Source organism: Brevundimonas sp., assembly GCF_029946145.1.
Taxonomy (GTDB): Bacteria; Pseudomonadota; Alphaproteobacteria; order Caulobacterales; family Caulobacteraceae; genus Brevundimonas.
The window spans coordinates 21524-46577 of sequence record NZ_JAQSDY010000003.1; the positions used below are offsets into that span (position 1 = coordinate 21524).

At 65.4% G+C, this 25054-nt stretch carries 19 protein-coding genes, 2 tRNA genes and 3 pseudogenes; 11 read left to right on the forward strand and 13 right to left on the reverse strand.

Annotated features, from left to right (window positions below; genetic code table 11):
- Positions 1-133 precede the first annotated feature (133 nt).
- Positions 134-805 (forward strand): hypothetical protein, encoded by a 672-nt coding sequence (locus PSV23_RS00505; protein WP_300465527.1) that lies wholly within the window; start codon positions 134-136, stop codon positions 803-805.
- A gap of 103 nt (positions 806-908) precedes the next feature.
- Here PSV23_RS00505 and PSV23_RS00510 read toward each other — a convergent pair whose 3' ends face one another.
- The 5 genes from PSV23_RS00510 to PSV23_RS00530 form a co-directional block, all read right to left on the reverse strand.
- Positions 909-1637: a TlyA family RNA methyltransferase gene (locus tag PSV23_RS00510; RefSeq protein WP_300465529.1), complete on the reverse strand. Its 729-nt coding sequence runs from the start codon at positions 1635-1637 to the stop codon at positions 909-911.
- On the reverse strand, positions 1634-4372 hold the full coding sequence (locus PSV23_RS00515) for a valine--tRNA ligase (protein WP_300465530.1): 2739 nt from the start codon (positions 4370-4372) through the stop codon (positions 1634-1636). The genes PSV23_RS00510 and PSV23_RS00515 overlap by 4 nt, the downstream gene beginning before the upstream one ends.
- 131 nt (positions 4373-4503) lie before the next feature.
- The gene (locus tag PSV23_RS00520; RefSeq protein WP_300465532.1) at positions 4504-5139 is read right to left on the reverse strand and encodes a DUF2497 domain-containing protein; all 636 of its coding nucleotides are present in this window, start codon (positions 5137-5139) and stop codon (positions 4504-4506) included.
- Positions 5140-5291: 152 nt separating this feature from the next.
- A complete protein-coding gene (locus tag PSV23_RS00525) occupies positions 5292-6833 on the reverse strand; it encodes a TolC family outer membrane protein (protein ID WP_300465533.1) in 1542 nt (513 codons plus the stop codon).
- Between the two features lie 125 nt (positions 6834-6958).
- Positions 6959-7588 (reverse strand): protein-L-isoaspartate O-methyltransferase, encoded by a 630-nt coding sequence (locus PSV23_RS00530; RefSeq protein WP_300465535.1) that lies wholly within the window; start codon positions 7586-7588, stop codon positions 6959-6961.
- 154 nt (positions 7589-7742) lie between these two features.
- Between PSV23_RS00530 and PSV23_RS00535 the strand changes: the two genes are divergently transcribed.
- Positions 7743-7816, forward strand: a tRNA-Cys gene (locus PSV23_RS00535).
- Positions 7817-7850: 34 nt separating this feature from the next.
- On the opposite strand, the gene PSV23_RS00540 is transcribed toward PSV23_RS00535, so the two are convergent.
- Complete coding sequence (locus PSV23_RS00540; protein WP_300465537.1) at positions 7851-8399, reverse strand: hypothetical protein; 549 nt, start codon at positions 8397-8399, stop codon at positions 7851-7853.
- Between the two features lie 272 nt (positions 8400-8671).
- Positions 8672-9475: an RNA methyltransferase gene (locus PSV23_RS00545; protein ID WP_300465539.1), complete on the reverse strand. Its 804-nt coding sequence runs from the start codon at positions 9473-9475 to the stop codon at positions 8672-8674.
- A 70-nt stretch (positions 9476-9545) separates the two neighbouring features.
- Between PSV23_RS00545 and PSV23_RS00550 the strand changes: the two genes are divergently transcribed.
- Positions 9546-9620: transfer RNA gene (locus tag PSV23_RS00550), tRNA-Asn, on the forward strand.
- Between the two features lie 236 nt (positions 9621-9856).
- Positions 9857-10108: a helix-turn-helix domain-containing protein gene (locus PSV23_RS00555; RefSeq protein ID WP_300465541.1), complete on the forward strand. Its 252-nt coding sequence runs from the start codon at positions 9857-9859 to the stop codon at positions 10106-10108.
- Between the two features lie 112 nt (positions 10109-10220).
- On the opposite strand, the gene PSV23_RS00560 is transcribed toward PSV23_RS00555, so the two are convergent.
- Both PSV23_RS00560 and PSV23_RS00565 read right to left on the reverse strand, forming a co-directional pair.
- Positions 10221-13472 carry a PAS domain S-box protein gene (locus PSV23_RS00560; RefSeq protein ID WP_366524181.1) on the reverse strand — a complete coding sequence of 1084 codons (3252 nt, stop codon included), beginning with the start codon at positions 13470-13472 and terminating at the stop codon, positions 10221-10223.
- Between the two features lie 11 nt (positions 13473-13483).
- Entirely contained in the window at positions 13484-13858 is a 375-nt protein-coding gene (locus PSV23_RS00565) for a response regulator (RefSeq protein WP_300465543.1), read from the reverse strand.
- Between the two features lie 890 nt (positions 13859-14748).
- Here PSV23_RS00565 and PSV23_RS00570 point away from each other — a divergent pair.
- Positions 14749-14994, forward strand: a complete 246-nt coding sequence (locus tag PSV23_RS00570) for a hypothetical protein (protein ID WP_300465545.1) — start codon at positions 14749-14751, stop codon at positions 14992-14994.
- Positions 14995-15231: 237 nt separating this feature from the next.
- Positions 15232-17343 (forward strand): GAF domain-containing hybrid sensor histidine kinase/response regulator, encoded by a 2112-nt coding sequence (locus PSV23_RS00575; protein ID WP_300465547.1) that lies wholly within the window; start codon positions 15232-15234, stop codon positions 17341-17343.
- A gap of 392 nt (positions 17344-17735) precedes the next feature.
- On the opposite strand, the gene PSV23_RS00580 is transcribed toward PSV23_RS00575, so the two are convergent.
- The 3 genes from PSV23_RS00580 to PSV23_RS00590 form a co-directional block, all read right to left on the reverse strand.
- The gene (locus PSV23_RS00580) at positions 17736-18242 is read right to left on the reverse strand and encodes a cupin domain-containing protein (RefSeq protein WP_300465549.1); all 507 of its coding nucleotides are present in this window, start codon (positions 18240-18242) and stop codon (positions 17736-17738) included.
- A 211-nt stretch (positions 18243-18453) separates the two neighbouring features.
- Positions 18454-18819 (reverse strand): hypothetical protein, encoded by a 366-nt coding sequence (locus tag PSV23_RS00585; protein ID WP_300465551.1) that lies wholly within the window; start codon positions 18817-18819, stop codon positions 18454-18456.
- Positions 18820-18985: 166 nt separating this feature from the next.
- Positions 18986-21022, reverse strand: coding sequence for a BTAD domain-containing putative transcriptional regulator (locus PSV23_RS00590; protein WP_300465552.1), 2037 nt, complete (start codon positions 21020-21022; stop codon positions 18986-18988).
- Between the two features lie 76 nt (positions 21023-21098).
- Between PSV23_RS00590 and PSV23_RS00595 the strand changes: the two genes are divergently transcribed.
- Both PSV23_RS00595 and PSV23_RS00600 read left to right on the forward strand, forming a co-directional pair.
- Entirely contained in the window at positions 21099-22187 is a 1089-nt protein-coding gene (locus tag PSV23_RS00595; RefSeq protein ID WP_300465554.1) for a PLP-dependent cysteine synthase family protein, read from the forward strand.
- A 151-nt stretch (positions 22188-22338) separates the two neighbouring features.
- Complete coding sequence (locus PSV23_RS00600; RefSeq protein WP_300465556.1) at positions 22339-23697, forward strand: pyridoxal-dependent decarboxylase; 1359 nt, start codon at positions 22339-22341, stop codon at positions 23695-23697.
- A gap of 7 nt (positions 23698-23704) precedes the next feature.
- Here the strand turns inward: PSV23_RS00600 and PSV23_RS00605 are convergent.
- Positions 23705-23880 (reverse strand): annotated as a pseudogene (locus PSV23_RS00605) (DDE-type integrase/transposase/recombinase); the annotation flags it as partial.
- Between PSV23_RS00605 and PSV23_RS00610 the strand changes: the two are divergent.
- From PSV23_RS00610 to PSV23_RS00620, 3 genes and pseudogenes are all read left to right on the forward strand, one after another.
- A pseudogene (locus PSV23_RS00610) lies at positions 23875-24248 on the forward strand (ATP-binding protein); the annotation flags it as partial. The pseudogenes PSV23_RS00605 and PSV23_RS00610 overlap by 6 nt on opposite strands.
- A pseudogene (locus PSV23_RS00615) lies at positions 24158-24472 on the forward strand (helix-turn-helix transcriptional regulator). The pseudogenes PSV23_RS00610 and PSV23_RS00615, both read left to right, overlap by 91 nt.
- Before the next feature lie 366 nt (positions 24473-24838).
- Positions 24839-25051, forward strand: a complete 213-nt coding sequence (locus tag PSV23_RS00620) for a hypothetical protein (RefSeq protein ID WP_300465557.1) — start codon at positions 24839-24841, stop codon at positions 25049-25051.
- The last annotated feature ends 3 nt before the right edge of the window (positions 25052-25054 follow it).

Consider the following 25054-nt stretch of genomic DNA (forward strand, 5'->3'; position numbering starts at 1 on the left):
GGCCGGGTTGTGAAACCTGAACGAAGATGAACGGTCTGCTCAAAGGCCGTTCAGCTTCACCCGCCCATAACGGACCCAACAGAAGGGGACGCCAGCCGTTGGCCATCCGTCCCTGAAACCGAGGACCACGCTGATGTTCGCCCGCCTGACCTTGAAGACCGCCGCGGCGGCCGCCGCTCTCGCCGCCGCCGCCATGCTGGCTCCGGGCGCCGCATCGGCCCAGACCTACAGCTATCAGGGCCCGCAGAACTATGGCTCGGGCGCATACGGCCAACAGTACGGTTACGACCAGTCGCGCTACGGCGATCAGCGTGATTATCGCGACAGCTACGACTATTGCCGCTCGGACCGCAGCAGCCGTCAGGGCGGCGGGGTCGCCATCGGGGCCACCCTCGGCGCCGTGGCCGGTTCGCAACTGGCGGCCCGTGGCCGTCGCACCGAAGGCAGCATCCTGGGCGGCGTTCTGGGCGCGGTGATCGGCGCCGGAGTCGGCGGCAGCTCCGCCCGCGATTGCGGCGGCGAGGGCCGCTACGGCTATCAGTACGACCAGTCGCGCTATGGCAACCAGTCCTACGGCGACGGCTACGGTTATCAGTCGTACGACCGCGGCTATGATCGCGACGGCGGCTACGACCGCTCGTACCAGTCTGACTATGGCCAAGCCGGCTATGGCCAGTACGGCTATGGCCAGTCCGGTTACCAGTCCGGTTACCAGTCCGGCTGCCGCACGGTCGAGGTCCGCAGCCGCGACTACAATGGCCGCTATGTCACCCGCTACGAGCAGTCCTGCCCGGACCGCTACTGACCACAGAATTGCGTCGCCGGTTATTTTTCAGCCCCCCTGTCGATCGGCGACGTGACGGAGACCCCCGGTGGAGCAATCCACCGGGGGTTTTTCCTTGTCTGGACTAGCGCCGCTTCGCCCGGAGCAGGAATTCGATATTGCCGTCGCCGCCCGTGATCGGGCTTTCGGTCGTCGCCTGGACGGACCAGCCCTGCCCCTCCAGCCATTCCGAAACCGAGGCCAGCGCCGCCTGACGCGCGGCAGGGTCCTTGACCACGCCCTTCTTCGCGCCGCCCGGTCCCGAGGCCTCGAACTGCGGCTTGACCAGGGTGACCAGATCCGCCCCCGGCGCGGCCAGGGCCAATGCGGCGGGCAGCACCTTGGCCAGGCCGATGAAGCTGGCGTCGCAGACGATCAGTTGCGGCGCCTGCGGGATCACGTCGGGTGTCAGGTCGCGGGCGTCCGTGTGCTCCAGATTGATCACCCGGGGATCGGCGGCGACCCGCGGATGCATCTGGCCCGAGCCCACATCGACGGCGAACACCCGCGCCGCACCGCGCGACAGGCAGACTTCGGTGAACCCGCCAGTCGAGGCGCCCACGTCCAGCACCACCCGTCCCTTGACCTCGACGGGCCACAGGGTCAGGGCGTGATCCAGCTTCAGCGCCCCGCGCCCGACCCACCCGTGAGCGTCGGCATAGGTGACGACCGCGTCTTCGGCCACAGCCTGGGACGCCGCCCTCGCCGGCGCGCCGTCCACGGTCACTCCGCCCGCCTCGATCGCCGCCTTCGCTCGCGACCGACTCTCCGCGAGGCCGCGCGCGACCAGCAGCTGGTCGAGCCGCGTTTTCATCCGTGAGGCTTCAGCACCTGCTCCATCTCGTCCAGCCGGGCGAGGGAAGCGGTCAACCTGATCCTGCCGGCCTCGGCCTCGGCCAGTTTCGCACGCTGTTCCTCGACGACCTCTGGCGCGGCGCGAGACACGAAATTGGGATTGCCGAGCTTCTTGCCCACATGAGCGATATCGCTGTCGTAGGCGGCGGCCTCCCGCGTCAGTCGCTCACGCTCCGCGGCGATGTCTATGATCCCTTGAAGCGGGATGTGCGCCGAGGCGCCGCCGACAGTGATAGTGATTGAGCCTGACGGTTGGGCGCTGACCGTCGTGATGTCCTCAAGGCGCGCAAGCGTCTTGATCAGATCAGAGTGGCGATCAAATCGGGCCTGAATATCCGGCGTGGGATTGTAGAGGGCGAGCAACAGCTTGACCGCCGGCGCGACACCGATCTCGGCGCGGCTGGACCGGAGCTCGGTCACGGCGCCGACGAGCCAGGAAATGTCCTCGGTCGCCTCACCGTCCACATAGCTGTCCGGCAGGTCGGGCCATGCCGCGCCGATCAGCGTGGCCTCGGTGCGCGGCACGCCCTCCATGGCCAGCTTGTCCCACAGCTCTTCGGTGATGAAGGGCATGATGGGATGCATCAGCTTCAACGTCTGATCCAGGGTCCAGGCGGTCATGGCCCTGGTCTCGGCCTTGGCGACCTCATCGGATCCCATGAAGACAGGCTTGGCCAGCTCCAGATACCAGTCGCAGAACACGTTCCAGACGAAGCGGTACAGGGCCGAAGCCGCGTCGTCGAAACGCCCGCCCTCGATGGCCTCGCTGACGGCGCGCTCGGCCTTCGTCAGCTCGCCGCGGACCCAGCGGTTGATGGTCTGGTCGACTGTCGCGGGATCGAAGCCCTCGACGCGCTTCGCCTCGTTCATCTGCGAGAAGCGCGCCGCGTTCCACAATTTCGTGCCGAAGTTACGATAACCTTCAATGCGTTGTCGAGACAACTTGATGTCCCGCGTGCCCGACAGGATGGCCATGGTGAAGCGCAGTGGATCGGCGCCCAGCTCGTCGATGATACCGAGGGGGTCGATGACGTTCCCCTTGGACTTGCTCATCTTCTGGCCCTTCTCGTCGCGGACCAGGCCGTTGATGATGACCCGCTTGAACGGAACCTCATCCATGAAGTGAAGTCCCATCATCATCATCCGGGCGACCCAGAAGAAGATGATATCCGCGGCCGTGACCAGATCGCTGGTCGGATAGAAGCGGCGCAGGTCCTCGGTGTCCTCGGGCCAGCCCATGGTCGAGAACGGCCACAGGGCCGAGCTGAACCAAGTGTCGAGGACGTCCTCGTCCTGGGTCAGCGCCTTGCCGCCGGCCTGGGCCAGCGCCTCGGCCTCGCTCTCGGCGACGTAGATGTTCCCCTCGGCGTCATACCAGGCCGGGATGCGGTGGCCCCACCAGAGCTGGCGGCTGATGCACCACGGCTCGATGTTGCGCAGCCATTCGAAATAGATCTTCTCGTAGCTCTTCGGCTCGAAGACCGTGTCGCCCTGCTCCACCGCCTTGATCGCCGGCTGGGCCAGGGTGTGGGCGTCGACGTACCACTGGTCCGTCAGCCACGGCTCGATGACCACGCCCGAACGGTCGCCGTGCGGGATGACATGGCGGGTCTTCTCGATGGCCTTGAGCCAGCCCTCCTCCCCGGCGCGCGCCACGATGGCCTTGCGCGCGGCGAAGCGGTCCATGCCCTCGTAGTCGGCGGGCACGTCCGGCGTGTCCGCGGCGGTGATGCGGCCGAAGGCGTCCATGACGTTCAGCGCCTCCAGCCCGGCCCGCTTGCCGACCTGGAAGTCGTTGAAGTCGTGCGCCGGGGTGATCTTCACCGCGCCGGAGCCCTTGGTCGGATCAGCGTAGTCGTCGGCGACGATCGGGATCCGGCGGCCGACGATGGGCAGGGTCACGAACTTGCCGACCAGCCCCGCATAGCGTGCGTCGTCCGGATGCACCGCCACGCCGGTGTCGCCCAGCATGGTCTCGGGCCGGGTCGTCGCCACGACGATGTAGTCGCGCGTCTCGTATTCCGTCGGCTGGCCGTCGCCGTCCCAGGCGACCGGGTGCTCATAGGTCACGCCGTCGGCCAGCGGATAGGCGAAATGCCAGTAGGAGCCGTCCATCTCCTTCTGCTCGACCTCCAGGTCCGAGATGGCCGTCTGGAAATGCGGGTCCCAGTTGACCAGCCGCTTGTCGCGATAGATCAGGCCTTCCCTGTGCAGCTGGACAAACACCTTGCGCACCGCGTCCTGGAGCGACGGGTCGAGGGTGAAGCGCTCGCGCGACCAGTCGCAGCTGGACCCCAGGCGGCGCAGCTGGTTCTGGATCGACCCGGCGCTGGTCGCCTTCCATTCCCAGACCCTGGCGATGAAGGCCTCGCGGCCCATCTCGCGGCGTCCGACATTGCCCGCGGCCGCCAGCTGACGCTCGACCACCATCTGGGTGGCGATGCCGGCGTGGTCCGTGCCCGGCAGCCACAGCACCGCCTTGCCCTTCATCCGGTGATAGCGGGCCAGGATGTCCTGCAGGGTGTTGTTCAGCGCGTGGCCGATGTGCAGCGACCCCGTCACGTTCGGCGGCGGGATGACGATCGAATAGGCCTCGGCGGCTCCCTCGGTCTTCGGAGCGAACAGGCCGCTGTCCTCCCACATCGCGTACAGGCGGGGTTCGGCGGCGGTCGGGTCAAAGGTCTTGTCGAGCATGGTCATCTTCTTTTCCCTGGCGCTCCGCGCGACGCGTCGCTGCTTGAGGGGGTCTTCGGACAAAAGAGAAAGGGCGGCCCCGACTGGAGCCGCCCCGGAATGATCTAGCCTTGATCAGGTCGCAGGTGAAGTCAGCCCGCGGTGCGGGCGATGCGTTCGACTTCCTTGCGTACCTGGGCCTCGACGATGGCCGGCAGATTGGCGTCCAGCCATTCCTTCAGCATCGGTCGCAGCAGGCCGCGCACCATCTCGTCGATGGTCGGCCCCGACGGGAACGACACGTCGGCCGGCTCGGGCTTCTTCAGGGTCGAGGCGAGGCCGGCGAAGGCCGAGGCCGCGCTGGCGGCGGCGCTGTCGCCGACCAGGCTGTCATAGCTCGTCGTCGGCACGGACGGATGCTCGGGCTTATGCACCTCGACCGGTTCGGCGGCGAAGATCGACTCGCTGACCGGGGCGCTGGGGAAGGGCTCGGGTTCCTCGGCGACGGAAACATCCAGATCACCGATGCTTTCGGCGACGGGCGCTTCGTAGGCTTCTGTCAGCTCCAGCACATCCTCTTCGGAGGACTCGGGCTCCTGCATCGACGGCGTTTCGTCCATCAGGGCCGGCGACGCCGCATCCTCGGCCTCGGCCTCGCCCTCCGCTTCCGGCTCGGGCGCGGCGGCGGTCGCCGTCTCGGCGGGGGCGTCGTCCTCGGAGATGATCCGGCGGATCGAGGCCAGGATTTCCTCCATCGTCGGTTCCTGGGCGGCGGTCTGGTCGGTCATGTCGAAACCCCGGGGGCCAATGGCGGCAGGGTCGGCGAACCACCCCTGTACGGCTGTCGTCGCATCTCAGCCCGCTGGAATCAACGGGCGTTTTTCGCCTGACCGGTTAACCCCCCGGGACCGAAGTCGCGCGGCAGGCGATCCGGCCGATATCAGTCGCGCGGGGCCGTCTGGACGACCTCGGACTTCAGCTGCGTGTCGATCGGCGCGTCGGCGGCGTCGTTGGCGGGCATGATCGACGGGGCGGCGATCCGGTCGATGGCCTCGATCACGCCGTCCCACGGCAGGGCGCCGCGGTTGCGTACGCGGTTGTAGTTGGCCGCCGGATCATAGACCGCGATCGACGCGTCCAGATCCTGGCCTTCCAGCCGGCCCATGGCGGCCAGCAGATTGGCTTGGGCGACGTATTCGTTGCGGCGCGCGCTGGCCAGGGTGACCTCGGCGTTGCGCAGCTCCAGCTCCTGGTTCAGCAGGTCCAGGGTGGTGCGCAGACCGACCTGGGCCTCCTGACGCACGCCCTCGGCGGCGACGGTGGCGGCGCGAACCGCCTCCTGCCCCGCCGTCAGCGTCGCGCGCGCCGACAGGGACTGGGCATAGGCCGAGCTGACCGATTGCAGGGTGTTGCGGCGTTCGCCCTCGACATTGATCTGGGCGACGTTGGCGCGCTCACGGGCCTGGGCGACACGCGAGCTGTTCAGCCCACCGGTGAACAGCGGCACCGAGATCGAGGCGCCGGCCGTGAAGCTGGTGTTGTCGGCGATGTCGCCGGGGCTGCCGATGTCGTTGGTCGAGCCGCCGTAGGACGCCGTCAGCCGGGCCGAGGGCATGTACTCGGCCTTGGCCGCCGCGACATTGGCTTCGGCGGCCTGCAGATTGTAGCCGGCGGCGCGGATGCCGGGATTGTCCGCCAACGCGACGTCCAGGGCGCTGTCGAAATCGGCCGGCAGGTTCGGCAGGACCGGCATGGGCGCCAGATCACCGGGGGCCTGACCGACGACCGCCGCATAGACGGCGCGCGACACGGAAAGCTGGGCCTGGGCGTTGGCCAGGTCCGCCTCGGACTGGGCCAGCCGGGCTTCGGACTGGGCCACGTCCGTGCGGGTGATCTCCCCGACCTCGAACCGGGCCGAGGATTCGTCCCGCTGGCGGCCCAGAACGCCGAGGTTGGACTGGCGGATGCGCAGGATTTCCGTATCGCGGATCACGTCGGCATAGGCCTGGATGACCGAGGCCAGGACGGTCTGTTCGATGTCGCGCAGGTTCTCGCGGCCGGCGAGGATGTTGGCCTCCGCGGCGGTGATGCCGTGGCCGATCCGGCCGCCGGACCAGATCGTCTGCGACAGGCCGATGCTGGCGCCGGCGCTGGTGCTGTCGCTGTTCGAGGCGGGAAAGTTGATGGTGGTGTCGGGAACGCCGTCGTTGTTCGTGTCGACCTGGCGGGGGCCGCCGGCGCTCTCATTGTAGAGGTAGCCGGCGTTCGCGCTGACATCGAGCTGGGGCCGCAGGCCCGCGCGGGCCTGGACGATCGATTCGTCGAGCGCCCGCTGGCTGGCGCGCTGGGCCAGAAGCGAGGGGTTGGTCTGGTAGGCCAGGGCCAGCGCTTCCTTCAGCGTTTCGGCCCATGCCGGTGCGCTGATGCTGGAGAGGATGGCGATGGCGGCCACCGAGGCGAGCGCGCGCGAACGTTTCAGCATGTCTGTTCCTGCCTGGCGCGGGGGAAGCACGCCCGTGGTATATATAGGTCTGATGCGGGATGGTTTACCCCCGCGCCAGTTAAGTTTTTTTCACGCTCAAGCTCGGGAACTCCGTCTCCCTGATCCTACAGCGCGAAGGTTGGGTCCGGCGCGAGGTCGGACAGGACTGGCGGGGTCGAATTGAACAGCTCCCGGCGTGACACGCCCTGCTCGCCGCGGACATACAGCACCGCCTTGCCGACCGGCCCGCTGCGCTCGACGACCGCCATCCGGCCGCCGACCTTCAGCGCGCCCAGCCAGGCTTCGGGCCGGCCGGGAACCGCCGCCTCGGAAATGATGATGTCATAGCCGGCGCCGGCCGGCGCCGACAGCGGCGCGACCACGGTCCGGACGCCCTCTTCCGCCAGGACGGCGCCCGTGACCCCGAACACCGCGTCGTCGGCCTCCTGGGCCGTCACGGTCAGGCCGAGGCGGGCCAGCACCGCCGCCGCATAGGGGGCCGCGATGGCCAGGGCGGTTTCGCCCGCCTTCGCGTCCAGCGCCATCAGCAGCTTGGAGAGGTCACGGGCCATCATCAGCCGCCGTCCGCCGGCGATCTCCGGCTCGATCTCGGCATAGGCCGACCAGGCGCGGTCGTCCGGCAGGAATCGCTCGCGCGGCACGGCCAGCAGCGCGGCCTGCAAACCGCGGTCGGTGACGTCGTTCACGCGGACCTGGCTGTCGACCATGACCTTGCGGGCGGCGGCGAAATCCATGGAGCGACGATCCTGCGACTGTGGGCGCCCGGCGACAGGCCGGGAAATCTGGCGCGCTTATAGGTCTGTGCGTTGCGGGCGACAATCCGATCTGATAGCGAACGCCCCTCGCGATGGCGAGGTCGTCCACGGGATCGTTTCCGGGCCGGCCCAGGGCCTGATGGCGGAGTGGTTACGCAGAGGACTGCAAATCCTTGCACCCGAGTTCGATTCTCGGTCAGGCCTCCATCGCGATCCTTGCCCGTAACTCCCTCCGGGGCGATCAGGGCGCGGGAAACAGCGGGCGCGTGGCGTCCTCGATCGCCGCCAGTTCTTCCGGCGATCCGCCCGTCCCGCAGTTCTGGATGATCACGAAATCGCCCGCGGCGGACCGCACGCCCCAGTAACGCTCGGAGGTTCGCAGCGTGTAGTCGATCGTGAAGGACGAACGCACCACGTACGGATCATTGGCCCGGCCAGGGACAGGCTCGCCAAGCGAAACATCATGCAGGCCGTCGGTTGACTGATGCACCGCATGCCTCTTGCGTGCGGCGGAAGCGACGAATTCGCCGAGAGACTCGTCGTTCAGGTCGGCCGGCTCGATCCGGACCGAGCGAACCGTACAGTTGTTGAAATTGCCCCGGCGCCAGGCGGGTCCCCGAAAGGTCACTGTCTGCGACGTCGCCCCGGGCCGGGGCGGCTGAACGGTTGTTTCAAATCCTCCGGGCGGGGTGATCGTGACGACGCCGCCGGCAAGGCTGACGGGCTGGATGGCCGCGCCGCCCATGCTTTGGCAGCCCGGCCCGGCCACAGCCAACACGACGGCGGTCAACGCTCTTTTGGACAAGGAATTCATCGACCGCTCCCGTCCAGCCCGGACGGCGCCACCAGAGCCTAGATCGGCGCGGTGATCCAGCCGATCACGCTGGCCGCGCTGACGCCGGCCGTGACAATGGCCACCACGAGCGCGAGGCGCGCATTGCGATGGATGAAGACGAAAACGCCGCCAAACATGATGGAACCCTCCCCGGACCCCGCCACAGCGACACAAGTCCGACGGTTCATCAAGGTGTACAAAACGTTAATCGCAATTCCGTGATCGTTTCACCCCTGTCGGGTGAAATGATGCAGCGCGATTCCACTGGCGACCGAAACGTTCAGCGAATCGAAGCCGCCCGACATCGGAATTCCCACCGGGCGGCACCGCGCAATCACATCCGGGGACAGGCCGGGGCCCTCCGGGCCCAGAATCAGCGCGACCCGGCCGCCGCGGGGCATACGCTCCAGCGGCGTCTCCGCTCCAGGCGTCAGCGCGATGACGGTGAAGCCGGTCTGCTGCAGGCCGTCGATCATCTCCAACGCTTCCAGCCCCACGACCATCGGCGTTCTCAGCACGGCCCCGACCGACACCCTTATGGCCTTTCGGTAGAAGGGATCGCAGCAGGTCTGATCCAGGAGCATGGCGGCCGCCCCGAAGGCGGCGGCGTTGCGGAACAGACCGCCCATGTTGTCGTGGTTGCCGATGCCGCAGGCCACGACGACGACGGCATCCGGCCCCAGCGGCGCCAGCAGCGCCTCCAGCGTGGCCGGCCCGGGCTTGCGCCCCAGCGCCAGGATGCCGCGATGCAGGTGAAAACCGGCGATGGCGTCGAGAATCGGCTGGTCCGCGACATGGACCGGCGTGTCCGGATCCAGGCGGGCGATCACTCCGGCCAGCCCTTCGACCCGTTTTTGATCCAGCAACAGCGCGACCGGACGGCACAGGGATTGCGGCGAGGTCAGCACGTTCAGCACCACCTCGCCCTCGGCCACGAACAGGCCCTGCCTGCCCGTCAGGTCACGCTCGCGGATATCGCGAAAGCCCGCGATGCGCGGATCGTCGGGGTGGTCGATGCGGATCACGGCCAAGATCGGATATTTCCCGTTGCGTCAGTCTGACTCGCGCTGCTATAGCGCCCGCCTTCCCGAGAGGAAGTGTTCCGCGGTAGCTCAGTGGTAGAGCAGCCGACTGTTAATCGGCTGGTCGTAGGTTCGAATCCTACCCGCGGAGCCACTCTCGGCCTTGAAATCCCTCAACAATCTAGACTTCCCCTTCAGGGGTCCGTTCTAGCTTGGCTGTTTAGAACGGCGTTTAGAACGGTGAGTTCGGCGAGTGTTCTAGCGCCATTTCCGAACCAATTCACAATCGCTTGAACGAGTGCGATCCCCCGTGCTTCTGCGGTGGCGGCCTCACGGGTTGCCCGCCGTCGCTGCTCCGCTCATGATTCGGCATTTGAAACGGAGGCTCGCATGGATGAGCGCATAGGGCGGCGATTCCTGCGGACGCCGGAAGCCAGCGACTATCTGGGGCTATCGAGCCGCACGCTCGAGAAGCATCGTACGTACGGCACCGGACCCGTCTATCGGAAGCTCGGCGGTCGAGTCGTCTATGATCTCGCCGATCTCTCCCAGTGGGCCGACAGCGGCCTTCGCGCCTCGACGACGGACCCGCGGCAAGGGCCGCGTCCGGCAGCCCCGCGTGCGGAGGGCCAGTATCCCTAGCGGGCTCATCAATTGGGTGGTGGCTGACGCCGTACAGCTTGGGCCATGCAGGCGAAATGGGAGAGTCGGCTATTCGACTTAGCCGTGGCAACAGGCCAACAGTGCATCGGCGCTAGTGTGGTCGCCCGCCGGCTTTTAGATGGTCGAGATAGCTCGACAGTTCGCCCAGCCACCTGCGCGATACGGCCGCGTCAGCGGCATCAGCGGCCTGCTCCAGGCCCGCGCCGATATCGGTGATCATCTGAAAACCGAAGCCTCCGCCGGAGCCCCGCAGATTGTGCCCAAGGATGGTCACCACCTGGAAGTCTCCGCAGTCCAGGGCGGCGAGCATGGCGATGACATTCATCCGGCAGTTTTCCAGATAAGCCGGCGTCTGCTCGACCAACCTCTGAGCCCCGCGAGAAAGGATCACGTCCGAGGCTTGGAGCGGGATCCCGACGGCGGAGTGGTCCTTAATCGCCTGGAGAAGGACGTCCTGCTTTATAGGCTTGGTCAGGTAGGCGGTGCAGCCGGCCGCGAGACAGCTTTCGCGATCGCCCTTCAGGGCCGACGCCGTCAGCGCGATGATCGGCGTGGGCGCGCGGTGGTTGGCCTTCTCCCAAGCCCGGATGGTTCGTGTCGCCGTCAGCCCGTCCATGGCGGGCATCTGGCGGTCCATCAGCACGAGGTCGTAACGTCCCGTCTGGAACATCTCGCAGGCGAGCACGCCCGTTTCGGCGACGTCGACCTGGTAGGGTGTGTCCTCGAGATAGGCGAGCGCGATGACGCAATTGTCCGGCGAGTCCTCCGCCATGAGGATGCGCAGGGCCGGCAGCGGCGCCTCCGGGGCGGTCCCGACGGCGGCCGCGACCGGTCGAATGGCCACGGCGGAGACTTCGAATGGAACCGCGAAGGCGAAGACGCTCCCCCCGTCGATCTGGCTTTTCACCCAAATCTTACCATCCATCAGTTCTACAAGACGGCGCGAAATCGTCAGCCCTAGGCCAGACCCGCCAAACCGCCGGGTCGTCGAGGAGTCGGCCTGGGTGAAGCGCTCGAACACGCGATCCAGCTTGTCGTCGGCGATACCGATCCCCGTGTCGGTGACCGTGAATCGCAAGGCGGTCGGCACGGCGTCGTTCGCATCGGGTTCGACGCGAAGGGAGACGCTGCCGGACTCGGTGAACTTGATCGCATTGCCGAGCAGGTTGAGCAGCACCTGACGCAGGCGTGTGGGATCGCCCACCAGGTCGTTGCTCACGCCGGGCATGATCTCGCACACCAGCGTCAGGGATTTCTCCTGCGCCCGCGGCGCGACCATCTCCATCACCTTTTCCAGATGGTCGGCCAGGGAGAAGCCCGTCCGCTCCAGATCGAGTTGGGACGACTCCACCTTGGACAGGTCGAGGATGTCGTTAATCAGGTTGAGCAGGTTGTCGCCTGACCGGCGGAAGATCTGGACGAACTTGTCCTGCTCTGGCGTGAGCGCCGTCTTGGCCAGCAGGTCGGCGATCCCCATGATCGCGTTCATCGGCGTGCGGATTTCATGACTCATGCTGGCCAGGAAGTCCGACTTGGTCCGATTGGCGCTCTCGGCGACGGCCTTGGCCTGCTGTAGTTCCACCTCGACCCGTTTGCGCTCCGTGACATCGCGCGCTGCGGCGAAGACGCCCTCCAGCTTACGGTTCCGGTCGTAAAAGGTGGTGGCGTTGTAGGACACCACAGTCTGGGTACCGTCGCGGGCCCGCGCCGTCAGCTCGTAGTCGGTTACCGATTTTTCGCGCAGCACGCGCTTGATCGCGGCTTCGGCCCGCTGCGAATCGGTGAAGTAGTCCTTGAACGGCGCGCCGATCAGCTCGTCGCGCGTGCAGCCGGTGAGCGCCTCCATCTGCTTGTTGACATCGGTGATAACGCCGGAAGGGTCGGTGGTCATGATCGCGTCGATGTTGGATTCGATCAGCGAGCGGGTGTAGAATTGCTGGTCGCGCAGGCGCTGATCGGACTTTTTCTGTTCTTCTTCGACCTGCTTGCGCGCGGTGTTGTCGGTGCCGATGAGCAGATAGCCGATGATGGCGTCCTGCGCGTCGCGCAGGGCGGTGACGTTCACGACGGCGGGGAACCGGGTGCCGTCCTTGCGGATATAGGTCAGTTCATAGATGTCCTCGATCCCGCGCGAGGCCTTGAACACTAGCGCCTCGAAGCCGGGCGTGATCGGCGTTCCGAGTTCGACGCTCAGTTCTTCCGCGCGCGCGATCACCTCCAGTGGGTCGGAGATGTCAGCCGGCGTGATCTTGTTCATCACTTCGGCGGCCGCGTAGCCCAGCATCCGCTCGGCGCCGACGTTGAAGATCTGGATGACCCCTGTGGCGTCGGTGGCGATGCTGGAGAAGTTGGCGCTGTTGAAGATCGCGCTCTGAAGCGCGCCCGCCTTGAGTTCGGTGCCGATAAGCAAATAGCCGATGATGGCGTCCTGCGCGTCACGCAGGGCGGTGACGTTCACGACCGCCGGGAACCGGGTGCCGTCCTTGCGGATATAGGTCAGCTCATAGATGTCCTCGATGCCGCGCGACGCCTTGAACACCAGGGCCTCGAAGCCGGGCGTGATCGGGGTGCCGAGTTCGACGCTCAGCGCTTCGGCGCGGGCGATCAGCTCCTGCGGATCGGAAATATCAGCCGGCGTGATCTTGTTCATCACCTCGCCGGCCGCGTAGCCGAGCATCCGTTCGGCGCCGACGTTGAAGATCTGGATGACCCCTTTGGCGTCGGTGGCGATGCTGGAGAAGTTAGCGCTGTTGAAGATCGCGTTCTGCAGGGCGCCCGCCTGAAGCAGGGCCTCTTCCGCTTCCTTGCGCGCGGTGTTGTCGGTGCCGATGAGCAGATAGCCGATGATGGCGTCCTGCGCGTCGCGCAGGGCGGTGACGTTCACGACGGCGGGGAACCGGGTGCCGTCCTTGCGGATATAGGTCAGCTCATAGATGTCTTCGATGCCGCGCGACGCCTTGAACACCAGGGCTTCGAAGCCCGGAGTGATCGACGTGGAAAGTTCGGCGCTGAGCGCTTCGGCGCGGGCGATCAACTCCTGCGGGTCGGAGATGTCGGCGGGCGTGATGGTGTTCATCACCTCCGACGCCGCATAGCCCAGCATCCGCTCGGCCCCGACATTGAAGATCTGGATGACCCCTTTGGCGTCGGTGGCGATGCTGGAGAAGTTGGCGCTGTTGAAGATCGCGCTCTGCAGCGCGCCGATCTTGACGATCGATTCTTCGGATTGGACTCCGGGGCGGCCATCGCCAACCTCGGCCGTCGGGAGCGCCAGGCCCGTTTCGGCGTCGGAAATTGTAATCGGGTGTCCTGACTCGGCGCGTGGAACGACCTGCGTAGCAATGACTTAAGTCGTCAGTTCAGAAGACGTTCCATGGAGATCCCCAGTTGTTCCGGGGAATAGGGCTTCTGGAGGAACTGGCCGCCCGGAACGAAGCGATCTGACATGTCCGCGGTCAGCAGGGTTCCCGAGGTATAAAGCACACGCAGGTGGGGCTGCAGGGCGATCGCCTGGTTCGCGACATCATAGCCGCCACCGGCCATTTCCCTAAGGCGCATGTCCACGAACAGAGCATCTATGACGACGGACGCCGACAAGTGCGCGAGCGCCTCGCCCAGATCCGACGCGAGCAGAGTCGTATGGCCAAGATCTTCCAACGTCCACTCTGCGTTCTGACGAATAAAAACCTCGTCCTCGACGACAAGAATTACAGCCATCGGGTTGAGCACTGAGAGTTGATGGTCATCATGGATGTCATACTCTTTAGAAAGTCACCGACGAGCCACCGGATTCTTGTCATGGAATAGGAAATCCAGACAATTCCGACCAAACAACGCGCTGTACGGGAGACCGCACAACTCATGGCAAAGCTTTGCGCGCTAAAATCTTGAAGAGATATGATTCATTTGGGCTGGCTTCGGCAGACGCGACTCCAGCCACAATCGGATCGGCATGTTCCGCGCCGTTCGGCACATCCGCGCCCGTCAGCGTCGTGAAGCCGCTCGCAGCCCCACCACGCCCACGGCTGTCTCCATGACCATTGAAGACGGATACCGGTCGTGACACCTGCCACAGCCCTGCGACTAGCCGGGGTCGCTCATCGCCTTCACGAAGCGCACGCGTTCCGAGCGGATCGAAGGCTGGGCGATGAACCCTGCTTGAGCCAGCGCAATGTGCTGGGGCTGCAGAGTGTCGCTCTCGCCAGCGAGCCACCATCGAGCGTCGTTCGCCGCTTTGGGCAAGATACCCCCGACGATCCTCTCGATATCTCAGAAGGTCAGTTCCAGCTCGGCTTGTTTCTGGCGCCGAAGATAGCTCGTTAGGGGGGCGTACTTTGCCATGACGGCTGTTGTCCCGAAGTGCTGATGCTGGTCAAGTCCTTCGTTCGCGCGCCCCTCGCCGAACCTTCGGTGAAAGCCTAGACTGCGCGCTGGCGGGTTCCGGGAACGATAGCTGCCGATCAAGAGCCAGGGGACGTGCAAGCGTCGGCAGCGATCGGAGACGAAACGCCGGGCTTCCTCACAGAAGTTCCTGGCCCGCCCCCTTCCCTCATCCCGGTTCGATCAGGCTCTGGCGGATCGCCGAGGCGACGGCCTCGATCCGCGTTCGGACCTTCAGTTTGGCGCAGACCTTCTCGAGGTACGAGCAGGCCGTCGAGACGATCCGCCTCCTCGGCCTCGATGCGGTCGACATCGAGCAGCAGTTCCGCCGCGCGGTCTTCAACCTGTTCATCCGCAACCAGACCGCAACACCGTCGAACGTCTATGGGCCCGGCTCAAGGACTACCGCCGCGTCGCAACCCGATACGACAAGCGAGTCGACACCGGCGGAGAAGTTCGCCGAGCGTGTTGCAGCGATCAGTTGAGCCCACCACATTGCGGGCGTTCAGGGTGACTCCAGCCGGATCGGGCGGGCTTGCTCGGTCGGCCAAGTATGGGCAGTCAGCGCCCCTACAGGGGGCCGTGGCCTCGCATTTAGACTTTGTTCATGCTGGTAACCACAGGCTCAATGTTGGCGCGCGGGGGCGGCGGCGCCGATTCCAAGTGTGACCCGTTGCGTTGGCAGAGCGACCGCTCGTTCAGACCATTCTAGGGGCCTCGATATGTCGCCTGCCGTGACAGAAGCACTCAGGCTCATAGCTGAGGATCGCCCGCTACCAGAAGTTCTGGCCGGCATTGTGCGATCCATCGAAATGGAGATGCCCGGCACTCTGGCCAGCATCCTGCTGCTTGATGAGAGCTGTGAACACCTGCTGGTAGGCGCCGCACCCAGTCTGCCGAACGACTATAACGCGGCAATTGATGGCGTTGCGATCGGGCCCAATGCCGGCTCCTGTGGCACGGCCGCATTCCTCAACCGCACGATCATCGTCGAAGACATTCAGGCCGACCCCCTCTGGGCCAATTTCCGGACGCTGGCCGAAAACGCCGGCCTGCGTTCATGCTGGTCCCAACCAATCCGCGACACACAAGACCGGGTGCTGGGCACATTCGCTTTGTATCATCGTGACGTCAGGTGCCCGAGCGAAGCGCACGTTCAGTCACTTGCGCATGCAGCGCACCTCGTTGCTCTGACGCTGTCGCGAAAGCACCTGGTTGACCTGCTGGAGCGCGCTACCACGGAATTGAGAGATACCTGTGAGGCCCACGCGGCCCGAGAGGCCTTCTATAGCGTAGTCATCGGCATGATGCCGACGTTTCTGGTGGTCAAGAACGCAGTAGATCTATCATTTGTATTGATAAATCCCGCAGCCGAGGCCGCCTTGGGATTGGTATCAAACACGTCCGTCGGAAAGACCGTTCACGACCTCTTTCCCGCGGAAGAAGCGTTGTCGTCTGATCATGAAGATCTTGAAGTCATTGCGGCCCGGTCTGTTATTACCGATGAGAATTTCGCCGTAACGACCGGTTGCGGAAAGTCCAAGTTCTTCACGACCAAGAAGGTGGCTGTCTTCCAGGATGACAAGCCGACTTACATCGTCACGGTTGGCGAGGATGTCACCGAGCGCCAAGCAAGCCAGGTGGCGCTGAACGAGGCGTTGACTGTCGCAGAGAACGCCAACGCCGCCAAGTCACAGTTCCTCGCTAACATGAGCCATGAACTGCGTACACCGCTCAACGGCATCATCGCCATGGCCGACATGCTCCTGGGATTGCAGAGAGACGACCGCACCCGCGCAATGGCGGAAACCATCATCGCCTCGGGCCATATGCTTGAATACGTGGTCAACGACATCCTCGATGTGGCCAAAATCGAAGCTGGCCAGATGAAGCTCGAGTCCGCGCCCTTCAACCTGGAGGCTGTCCTGACCGGTGTCACCGACCTGCACGCCGCTGCGGCGGCGATCAAAGACGTGAAGCTGGAACTGATCCTGACGCCTGGGGCATCAGGGTGCTACATCGGCGACCAGACCCGCGTCGGGCAGGTGATCTCCAACCTCATCAGTAACGCTGTAAAGTTCACAGAAAGCGGCAGTGTCTTTGTCTCCGCTTCTCAAGGGCGCAGTGGCCTGCGCATCTGTGTCCGCGACACCGGATCGGGGTTCGACCGATCGACCGCCAAGCGCCTGTTCCAGAGATTCGAGCAGGCCGACACATCGGTCAACCGTCGCCACGGTGGAACCGGCTTGGGGCTTTCGATCTGCCGCTCATTTTGCGAAATGATGGGCGGTCGGATCGGAGTGCGCTCATCTGCGGGAAAAGGGACATTGTTCTTCGTCACGCTTCCTTTGCTGCGGGCTGTGGATGGGACGGACGAGGCGTCGATCCCAACTCCCACTTCTCAGGCTGACACCGCAATCGACCGCAATCTGCGCATCCTGTTCGCTGACGACCACGACGTGAACCGGCGCGTGGTGTCCATGATCTTGGAGCCTCTGGGCGTCGATTTGGTCATGGTCGAAAACGGCCAGCTGGCGCTTGAGCAAGCCGCCATGACCGATTTCGACCTGATCCTGATGGACGTTCAAATGCCGGTCATGGACGGCCTTACAGCTACGCGAAAGATACGCGAGCTGGAATCGAAGTCCGGTCGAGTGCGCACTCCGGTGATCTCGCTGACCGCCAACGCCATGCCCGACGATGTGCGGCGCAGCCTCGAGGCAGGCTCTGACCTGCACCTGGCCAAGCCGGTCCGCCCCGCCGCCCTGATCGAGGCCATCGCAGCTCTGATCGCGCCGGCCCTCGATGATGCCGATGCAACAGCCGCCGCCTGAAGACCAAGAGGGCGACATCGGTCACAGCAAGATCCCCACCTTTGCTCCACCAGGGCCCTGAGATTCCGCTGCAGCGCTCCCCGAGGCGTCGCATCGCGTTGGTGATTTGCTGCCCGCAGAATTGAAAGTCCGCTTTCCATCTGTGGACGCCCCCTTCAGCGCAAGAGTGAATTTGGGAGTTTCTGACACGTAGTCCGATGCTGCCATCTGTCCGGTCTGTTCTGCGACGGCGTACCGACGCTGGCCCTTATGGGAGTTCCCGGACCCGGTGCTCCTGTTGTCCCGTGGGCCGCTCGCCCTCCCGCCTTTTCCGCATAAGTGCGTTCTCGATCGCAACGGCCTGCGCCCGGCACCGCCGAAGCAAAAACCCGGTGCCGGACCGACCGTAACCGTCAGTCGCGGCCGTTGATCCGCGGATCGTCGGCATCGTCGATGTAGGTGATGTCGAACGGACCCATGCCAGCAAGCTGGACCACTGTTTCCTCATCGGCCCAAGCATAGTGCGACATGTTCGCCGGCAGCTGGACGAAGCTCCCTGGGGCCAAGGGGTGCGCGGCATCACGGTCGAGTGTGTCGCCCATCGCGACCCCGAGCTGACCCGAGATCACCGTCACCAGCTCGTCCTGCGAATGGATGTGCGGCGGGATGACGTATCCGGCGGGAAACTTTAGCCGGAGGACGAAGACGCCCGCCACACCGGGATTTCCGGCGAGCACTACCATCTCGACGCCCGGCGGCAGGAACGGCGGACCGGCCCCGAAGGTCACTTCCCCGGCGGGTACGACCTTGTGGTGGTCGGGCTCGGCGGCGAGAGGGCGGTCGATGGCCCCGAGGCAGGCGGCGAGCGCCAGCGCGGCCGCGATGCCGGACAGGCGGGAGGGTCCATGAAATCGTCTCATTAGTCTTTCCTTTCAAGAAAGCGATGGTCTCGGCGGTTCTGAATTGCCGCGTCCTTCGATACCTGCGTGGCCATGCTGGACCCGGCGCGAAACGTTGGATCGGTCAGGGAAATTCTGGATTTGTGCGCCCGGGCTCGTCTAACCCCGCCGACCTGCGGCGCACTCGTTGCGCCTTGCCAGCACACAGGGATGCGCCCGTTCCCAGTCCGCGTCAGTGCTGGTGCTCCGGCGATCCAAACAGGATCAGTTCGACCCGGTCGGAACCGGCGACGTACGCGTCATGGCCAGGCGGAATCTCGAAGAAATCACCCACGGCGATAGGCGTTTCGGCACCGGTGTCGACCATGCGGACCACGAGCTGGCCCGCAATGCAGTAACCCGTATGGCGCATCGGGCAGGAGTCGGGCGAGCCGAGCAGCGGCTTCTCGTCGTTCTCCCATGTCCAGCCAGGCTCGAAAACGGCCCGCATGCCCGTAGTCCCGTCGGCCATCCTGATTATGTTGATGCCGCCACGCTCCTTCATATCAAGCGTGTCGTCGGGGGACTCAAAGCGTCTGATTTCAATGGGATTGCTCATGTCGGCTTTCTTTCTCTGTGGGTTCGCGCCCCTTCGGGAACCCGAGGATCGAGCCGGGGGACGTGCGGCGTTTCTCCCCCGCTTCTTCCGTTGATGCCCCGTGGGCATGGGTCTGCGCGCGGCCGGAAACGTTGGAACCGCCGTGGAAATTTCCGAACTGGCGCGCTCAGGCCATCGACACCCGCACCGCTGCGGCCCGCAGGAGTTTCGCCTTGTCCGGCGAAAAGTGGAACGCCCTGAGAAAGTCGTCGATTCCGTAGTCAGGCTGGGTCACACGAATGGTGGTCGCAACAGCCTGCCCCTCTGCGATCCGCCCCGCCAACGAGAGACACAGGGCGGCGAGCCCGAGGATGTTGATGTGAGCGTTCGGGCGGGACGCCGCCTGCGTCGCCCAGACGGCGGCTTCCTCGAACTGACCCAGTCGCAGATGCGCCATCGCCCGGCTCCCCAACATGCCGAACATCAGCGGATCGTAGGGGCTGAGCGCGCGCGATTTGTCCGAGGCCTTGATCGCCTCCATCGGGTCGCCGGTCTGGGACTCGACGAAGGCGAGCGAATAGTGGCCGAGCGCGAAATTCGGGCTGAGGTCGACCGACTCTCGCAGCGCCAGAACCGCCTGCTCGTGCTGCTGGCGCAGCCACAGGGCCCGCCCCATCGCCCAGTGCGCCGCCGGGTCCTGTTCATCCGCGAACAGGCTTTGCGCGGCGGCGGCGTAAGCTCGTTCGGTCTCCACCACCGGGTCGGACCAGTTCTGGAACGCATTCTGCCAATGGGTGAAGGAAAGACCGGCGTGGGCACGGGAGAAGGTCGGGTCGAGCGTCACCGCCCTGTCGAAGAAGTGCTGCGCCTGCGCGTTGTCCTCCCGGGTAAAGCGGTACATGTGCCAGAGGCCACGATGGTGCGCGCCCCAGGCGTCCAGCGAGGCGGGCGATCGCAAGACCGCCCGATTACGTTCGGCCTGCTCGATTTCGCCCGTCAAGGCCGCGACGATCCGGTCGCCGAGTTCGTCCAGCGCCTCGAGCAGATTCCCGGCGGGCGCGTCACAGTCCTCCGCCCAGACGATCCTGCCCGTCGGGACCTCCACGAGTTCGATCTGGGCCCTGAGCCGGTCGGCGTCCCGACGGATCGTACCCGAGGCCACGTAGTCGACGCCGAGACGCCGCCCCGCCTCCACGCTCGGCAGGGACAACTCCGCCATGGCGTAAACCGAGCCACGGGCGATGATCGACAGGCTCCTGAGTTTCGCCAGTCGCGTGATGATGTCCTGCGTCAGGCCATCCGCAATCCCTCGCGCGACGGCGTGGTCCTCTACGGTCGTGAACGGCATCACGGCAAGCGCCGAGCGTTGCGGGGCGGGCGCGGACGCCCCGTCGAGCGCAGGCTGTGGCTCGCCCAGGAGTGGCCGTGCTTCCCGTACGCCGGCCTCAATCACCGCGGCAGGGGCCCGTCGCGACCGGATCCCCTTCCATGCCTCGCGTAGTCCAGTCGCAGACACCCCCTCGTCGGCGAACAGTCGCTCCACGGCAGCGACATGCTTGCCCGCCTCCGCGATACGGCCCCGTGAGACCAGATGATCGAGCAACCGTCGATGCGCATCGACGTCGAACGGCGCGAGCTCCAGCCATCGCTCCAGGTGCGGCTCAATGTCCCCGGAATCTGCTGGCAGTGCCGCAGCGAGTTGCTTGAGGATGACGATCCGGCATGAGGCGAATCGGCGCCGCTGGGCCGTCAGCCACTGCTCGGCGGGTGCGCCGGTAAGTTCCAAGTCGCCGAGGAACGGTCCCCGGTAAAGCGCCGCCAAATCCTTCAGTCGTTCCGGGGACGGCGGATGGCCTTGCTCGACGGTCAGGACTTGCAGGGCATCGACGACGCAGCCCTCGAGGTCGACGCCGATCTCGTCCTCGTCCGAAAGCACCCTGGGGCGGGTCGGCTCGTCCAGGATCTGCCGGAGCTTGCTGAGGTGCCAGCGAAGCTCGGCCCGCGGATCGTTCGGGCGATCCCACAAGAGGTCGCACAGCCACGTCCGGCTGACCGATCGTCCCTCGATCACCAGGATGGACAGCAGCGCCCTCAACTTGCGCGACCGGGCAAGGGCTACGGGCCGTCCGTTCCGGCAAACCGCTACCGGTCCCAGCAAGAGGATTTCCAGCATCGGCACCTCCGCCAGTTCGGTCGGCTGCACGATTTCCACGGCGCGTCCCACGTCATCTCCCACGTCAGGGCTCTACGGCAATGCTATCGTGAACCGCGCAAGTCGAGCCCAGACAAGGATGAGTATCATGCCCATCGACCGGCAACCAAGAACCACAAATGGCCGAGGCCGCCTCTACGACTCGATCCTCGATACCATCGGCGACACGCCGACCGTCCGGATCAACAACCTCGGTCCAGGCCACGTCACGCTCTACGTGAAGGCCGAGTTCTTCAATCCGGGTGGCTCGGTCAAGGATCGACTCGCCGTCGCCATCATCGAGGCGGCCGAGCGATCCGGGGCCCTGAAACCCGGCCAGACGGTGATCGAGGCGACGAGCGGCAATACCGGCATCGGTCTCGCGCTGGTCTGCGCCCAGAAGGGCTATCCCCTCGTGGTGACGATGGCCGACAGCTTCTCGATCGAAAGGCGCAAGTTGATGCGGATGTTTGGGGCCCTGGTCGTCCTGACGCCCCGTACCGAGAAGGGCCTGGGCATGTATCGCAAGGCTGTCGAGCTGGCTGAGGCCAATGGCTGGTTTCTGGCCCGCCAGTTCGAGACGCCGGAAAACGCCGCGATCCACGAGGCCACCACGGCGCGCGAGATTATCGCTGACTTCGCCGGCACCCGTCTGGACTGGTTCGTGACCGGATATGGCACCGGCGGGACGCTGGCCGGGGTTTCCGCCGTCCTGCGCCGCGAGCGACCGGACACAAGGGTCGTCCTGACCGAGCCCGCCAACGCCCAGCTCGTTGGCAGCGGCACGCCGCAGGCGCGCGGCGACGGCGGCGCGCCGTCCGGCAGCCACCCCGCCTTCGAGCCGCATCCCATCCAGGGCTGGACGCCCGACTTCATCCCACAGGTCCTGCAGGCGGCGATCTCAGCCAACGGCTTCGACGAGATTGTGCCGATCTCCGGAGCCGAGGCGATGGAGTGGACCCGCAAGCTCGCGCGGAACGAGGGCATCCTCACCGGGATCTCGGGCGGCGCAACCTTCGCGGCGGGCGTCCGGATCGCGGAGCAGGCCCCGGAAGGCTCGGTGATCCTTTGTATGCTGCCCGATACCGGGGAGCGCTACATGACCACACCGCTTTTCGAGGCTATCCCCGCGGAGATGGACGAAGCCGAGACGGCCCTGTCCCGCTCGACGCCGGGTGCTCAGCTCGCGGCGGAATGAGATGCGGGGCGGGACGGACCAGCATATAGCCGCCGTCGAGGAAACCCTGGACCCGGCCGACTGGGACGCGGCGCGGGACCTCGTAACGCGTGTCGCCGCCGAAGCGGTCGATCACCTGCGCGACATCCGGTCCCGCCCTGTCTGGCGTGACATGCCGCCCGAGATTCGCGCCCGCTTCACCACCCCGCTGCCGCACGGCCCGACCCCCTTGGCAGAGGTCGTACAGGCGGTGTTCGACACGGCGATGGCCTATCCGATGGGCAACGTCCATCCCCGCTTCTGGTCCTGGTACATGGGGGCCGGCAATCTGACCGGTGCCCTCGGCGAGTTTCTCGCAGCCGTTCAGGGGTCGAATCTCGGCGGAGGAAACCATGCCGCGGCGCGGATGGATGATCAGGTCGTGGGATGGCTGAAGGAGATGGTGCACTTCCCCGCCGACGCCAGCGGCACCCTGGTCAGCGGCGGTTCGGAGGCCAATCTGATCGGCCTGACCGTCGCCCGCAACGTCATGGCGGGCATCGACGTGCGCGCCGAGGGTATCGGCACGGCCCCTCAACCGCTGCGCTTCTATGCCTCTGACCAGGTCCATGGCTGCCATCTGAAAGCGGTGGAGGCGCTCGGCTTGGGCAGGAAGACGCTTCGCCTGATTCCAACGAACGAAGACTTCCGCATCGATCTGAACGCGCTGCGCGCCGCTATCGCCGAGGATCAGGCGGCCGGACTGAAGCCAGCCTGCCTCATCGGCACTGCCGGAACCGTGAACACGGGCGCCATCGACGACCTTGTCGCATTGGCCGATCTGGCCGCAGCGGAACGGATGTGGTTCCACGTCGATGGCTGCATCGGCGCGCTGATCGCCATCGCGCCGGAGGGGGCCCCTCTAATCGTCGGGCTGGAACGCGCCGATTCCCTCGCCATGGATCCGCATAAATGGCTCCATGCCCCCTTCGAAGCCGGTTGCGCCTTGGTCCGCGACGCCAAAGCCCATCGCAGCAGCTACGCCCAGTCCTCGGAATACCTCGAACCTAAGGCGCGCGGTCTCGCCGCCGCGCCCTGGCTCTACGACCTCGGCCCCCAGACTTCGCGGGGATTCCGGGCCCTGAAGATCTGGATGGCCCTGATGGAACATGGCGCGGCCAAGTTCGGGCGGTTGATCGACCAGAACATTGCCCAGGCGAAATATCTCGATGCCCTGATCCGGCAGTCGCCGGAGTTGGAGATCGCCGCCCCCACCTGCATCAATATTGTCTGCTTCCGGCATCGCCCACGGATCGATCTCGATGCGGAAGGCCTCAAACACTGGAACGTCGAGATCATGCTTCGCCTCCAGGAGGAGGGCGTCGCGGCGGTATCGGACACGACGGTGAAGGGCACTCATTGCTTGCGTGTCGCGATCACAAACCACCGGACCCGCCGCTCGGACATCGACCTGATGGTCGCCCGTGTCCGCGATATCGCGAAGGCGTTATTGGCAACGATGCAAAGCGCGAAAGCGACGGAGGCTGTGTAAGAACGCAGCGGCTGCGGCCATCCATGGAGACCCGTACGCCGGCGTCCTTCAGCACGTCGACGAAGCGGGGCGATGTAAACTGGCTGCCCTGGTCGGTGTTGAAGATCTCCGGCGGCCCATAGCGGGCCAGGGCTTCCTCCAGGCCTGGATGCAGAACTCAGCGTCCATGCTGTTGGACACCTGGCCACCGCTATCATCGCCAACGTCGGGGCGCGTCGGGGCGCGTCGGGGCGCGTGGCCTACTTCAACACCGTCGACCTGGTAACCGCTTCGAAGAGGAAACCCGCCTGGGCAAGGCCGGTGCACTGGCCGCCCAGCTCTGTCGCCTCGACGCCGTCGTCCTCGACGAGCTCGGCTACCTCCCGTTCGCGCCCTCGGGCGGGCAACTGCTGTTCCACCTCATCAGCAAGCTCTACGAACGCACCTCGGTGATCGTCACGACCAACCTCGCCTTCGGCGAATGGCCGACCGTGTTCGGCGATCCCAAGATGACGACGGCCCTGCTCGACCGCATCACCCACCACCGCGACGTCGAGACCGGCAACGACAGCTGCGGACGCCGGAAGCCAGCGAATATCTGGGGTGATCGAGCCGCACGCTCGAGAAGCATCGGACGTATGGCACCGGACCCGTCTATCGAAAGCTCGGCGGTCGGGTGGTCTATGATCTCGCCGATCTCTCCCAATGGGCCGACAGCGGCCTTCGCGCCCCGACGACGGACCCGCGTCAAAGGCCCCATCCGGCAGCCCCACGCGCGGAGGGCCATTATCCCTAGTGGGTTGAGTCCTTCATTGGGTGATGGGTGGCGGCGTACGCCGCCGGCATCTGGTTCGGTTCCCCCTCGCCGAAAATGACAGAGCGCCTTAGAATGGCGGTCGGCGGGTTCCGGGAACGATAGGCGTCGATCAAGAGCCAGGGGACGTGCAAACGTCGGCAGCGATCGGCGACGAAACGCCGGGCTTCCTCACAGAAGTTCCTGGCCCGCCCCCTCTTCTCACCCCGGTTCGATCAGGCCCTGGCGGACCGCCGAGGCGACGGCCTCGATCCGGGTTCTGACCTTCAGTTTGGCGCAGACCTTCTCGAGGTATCCGAAACGGCCAAACGACTAGCCGCTCTCAATGGGATTGCCGCCACGGCGCCGATGGCCTTTTACGATTGGCTTTTGTTTGCGTCGCCTGGAGATCCGGCGGCGCTCGGCCACCCACTTTTGACTGCGTTCGCCCAGAGGGATGGCACCCTGCCCGGCGCTCAAGATTCCGAAGCCACGGCAGCGCTGGCCCTCCGATGCCTTCGGGACTTCCAGCAATATCAAAAATCCGGCGCAGAGCGGTTGGTCGGCACCTATTCGATCTAGCCG

Excerpts from the sequence above, each read along its gene's own strand:
- PSV23_RS00505 (WP_300465527.1), top strand. The coding sequence starts at position 134 with ATGTTCGCCCGCCTGACCTTGAAGACCGCCGCGGCGGCCGCCGCTCTC.
- PSV23_RS00510 (WP_300465529.1), bottom strand. The coding sequence starts at position 1,637 with ATGAAAACGCGGCTCGACCAGCTGCTGGTCGCGCGCGGCCTCGCGGAG.
- PSV23_RS00515 (WP_300465530.1), bottom strand. The coding sequence starts at position 4,372 with ATGCTCGACAAGACCTTTGACCCGACCGCCGCCGAACCCCGCCTGTAC.
- PSV23_RS00520 (WP_300465532.1), bottom strand. The coding sequence starts at position 5,139 with ATGACCGACCAGACCGCCGCCCAGGAACCGACGATGGAGGAAATCCTG.
- PSV23_RS00525 (WP_300465533.1), bottom strand. The coding sequence starts at position 6,833 with ATGCTGAAACGTTCGCGCGCGCTCGCCTCGGTGGCCGCCATCGCCATC.
- PSV23_RS00530 (WP_300465535.1), bottom strand. The coding sequence starts at position 7,588 with ATGGATTTCGCCGCCGCCCGCAAGGTCATGGTCGACAGCCAGGTCCGC.
- PSV23_RS00555 (WP_300465541.1), top strand. The coding sequence starts at position 9,857 with ATGGATGAGCGCATAGGGCGGCGATTCCTGCGGACGCCGGAAGCCAGC.
- PSV23_RS00575 (WP_300465547.1), top strand. The coding sequence starts at position 15,232 with ATGTCGCCTGCCGTGACAGAAGCACTCAGGCTCATAGCTGAGGATCGC.
- PSV23_RS00580 (WP_300465549.1), bottom strand. The coding sequence starts at position 18,242 with ATGAGACGATTTCATGGACCCTCCCGCCTGTCCGGCATCGCGGCCGCG.
- PSV23_RS00585 (WP_300465551.1), bottom strand. The coding sequence starts at position 18,819 with ATGAGCAATCCCATTGAAATCAGACGCTTTGAGTCCCCCGACGACACG.
- PSV23_RS00595 (WP_300465554.1), top strand. The coding sequence starts at position 21,099 with ATGCCCATCGACCGGCAACCAAGAACCACAAATGGCCGAGGCCGCCTC.
- PSV23_RS00600 (WP_300465556.1), top strand. The coding sequence starts at position 22,339 with ATGCCGCCCGAGATTCGCGCCCGCTTCACCACCCCGCTGCCGCACGGC.
- PSV23_RS00620 (WP_300465557.1), top strand. The coding sequence starts at position 24,839 with ATGGCCTTTTACGATTGGCTTTTGTTTGCGTCGCCTGGAGATCCGGCG.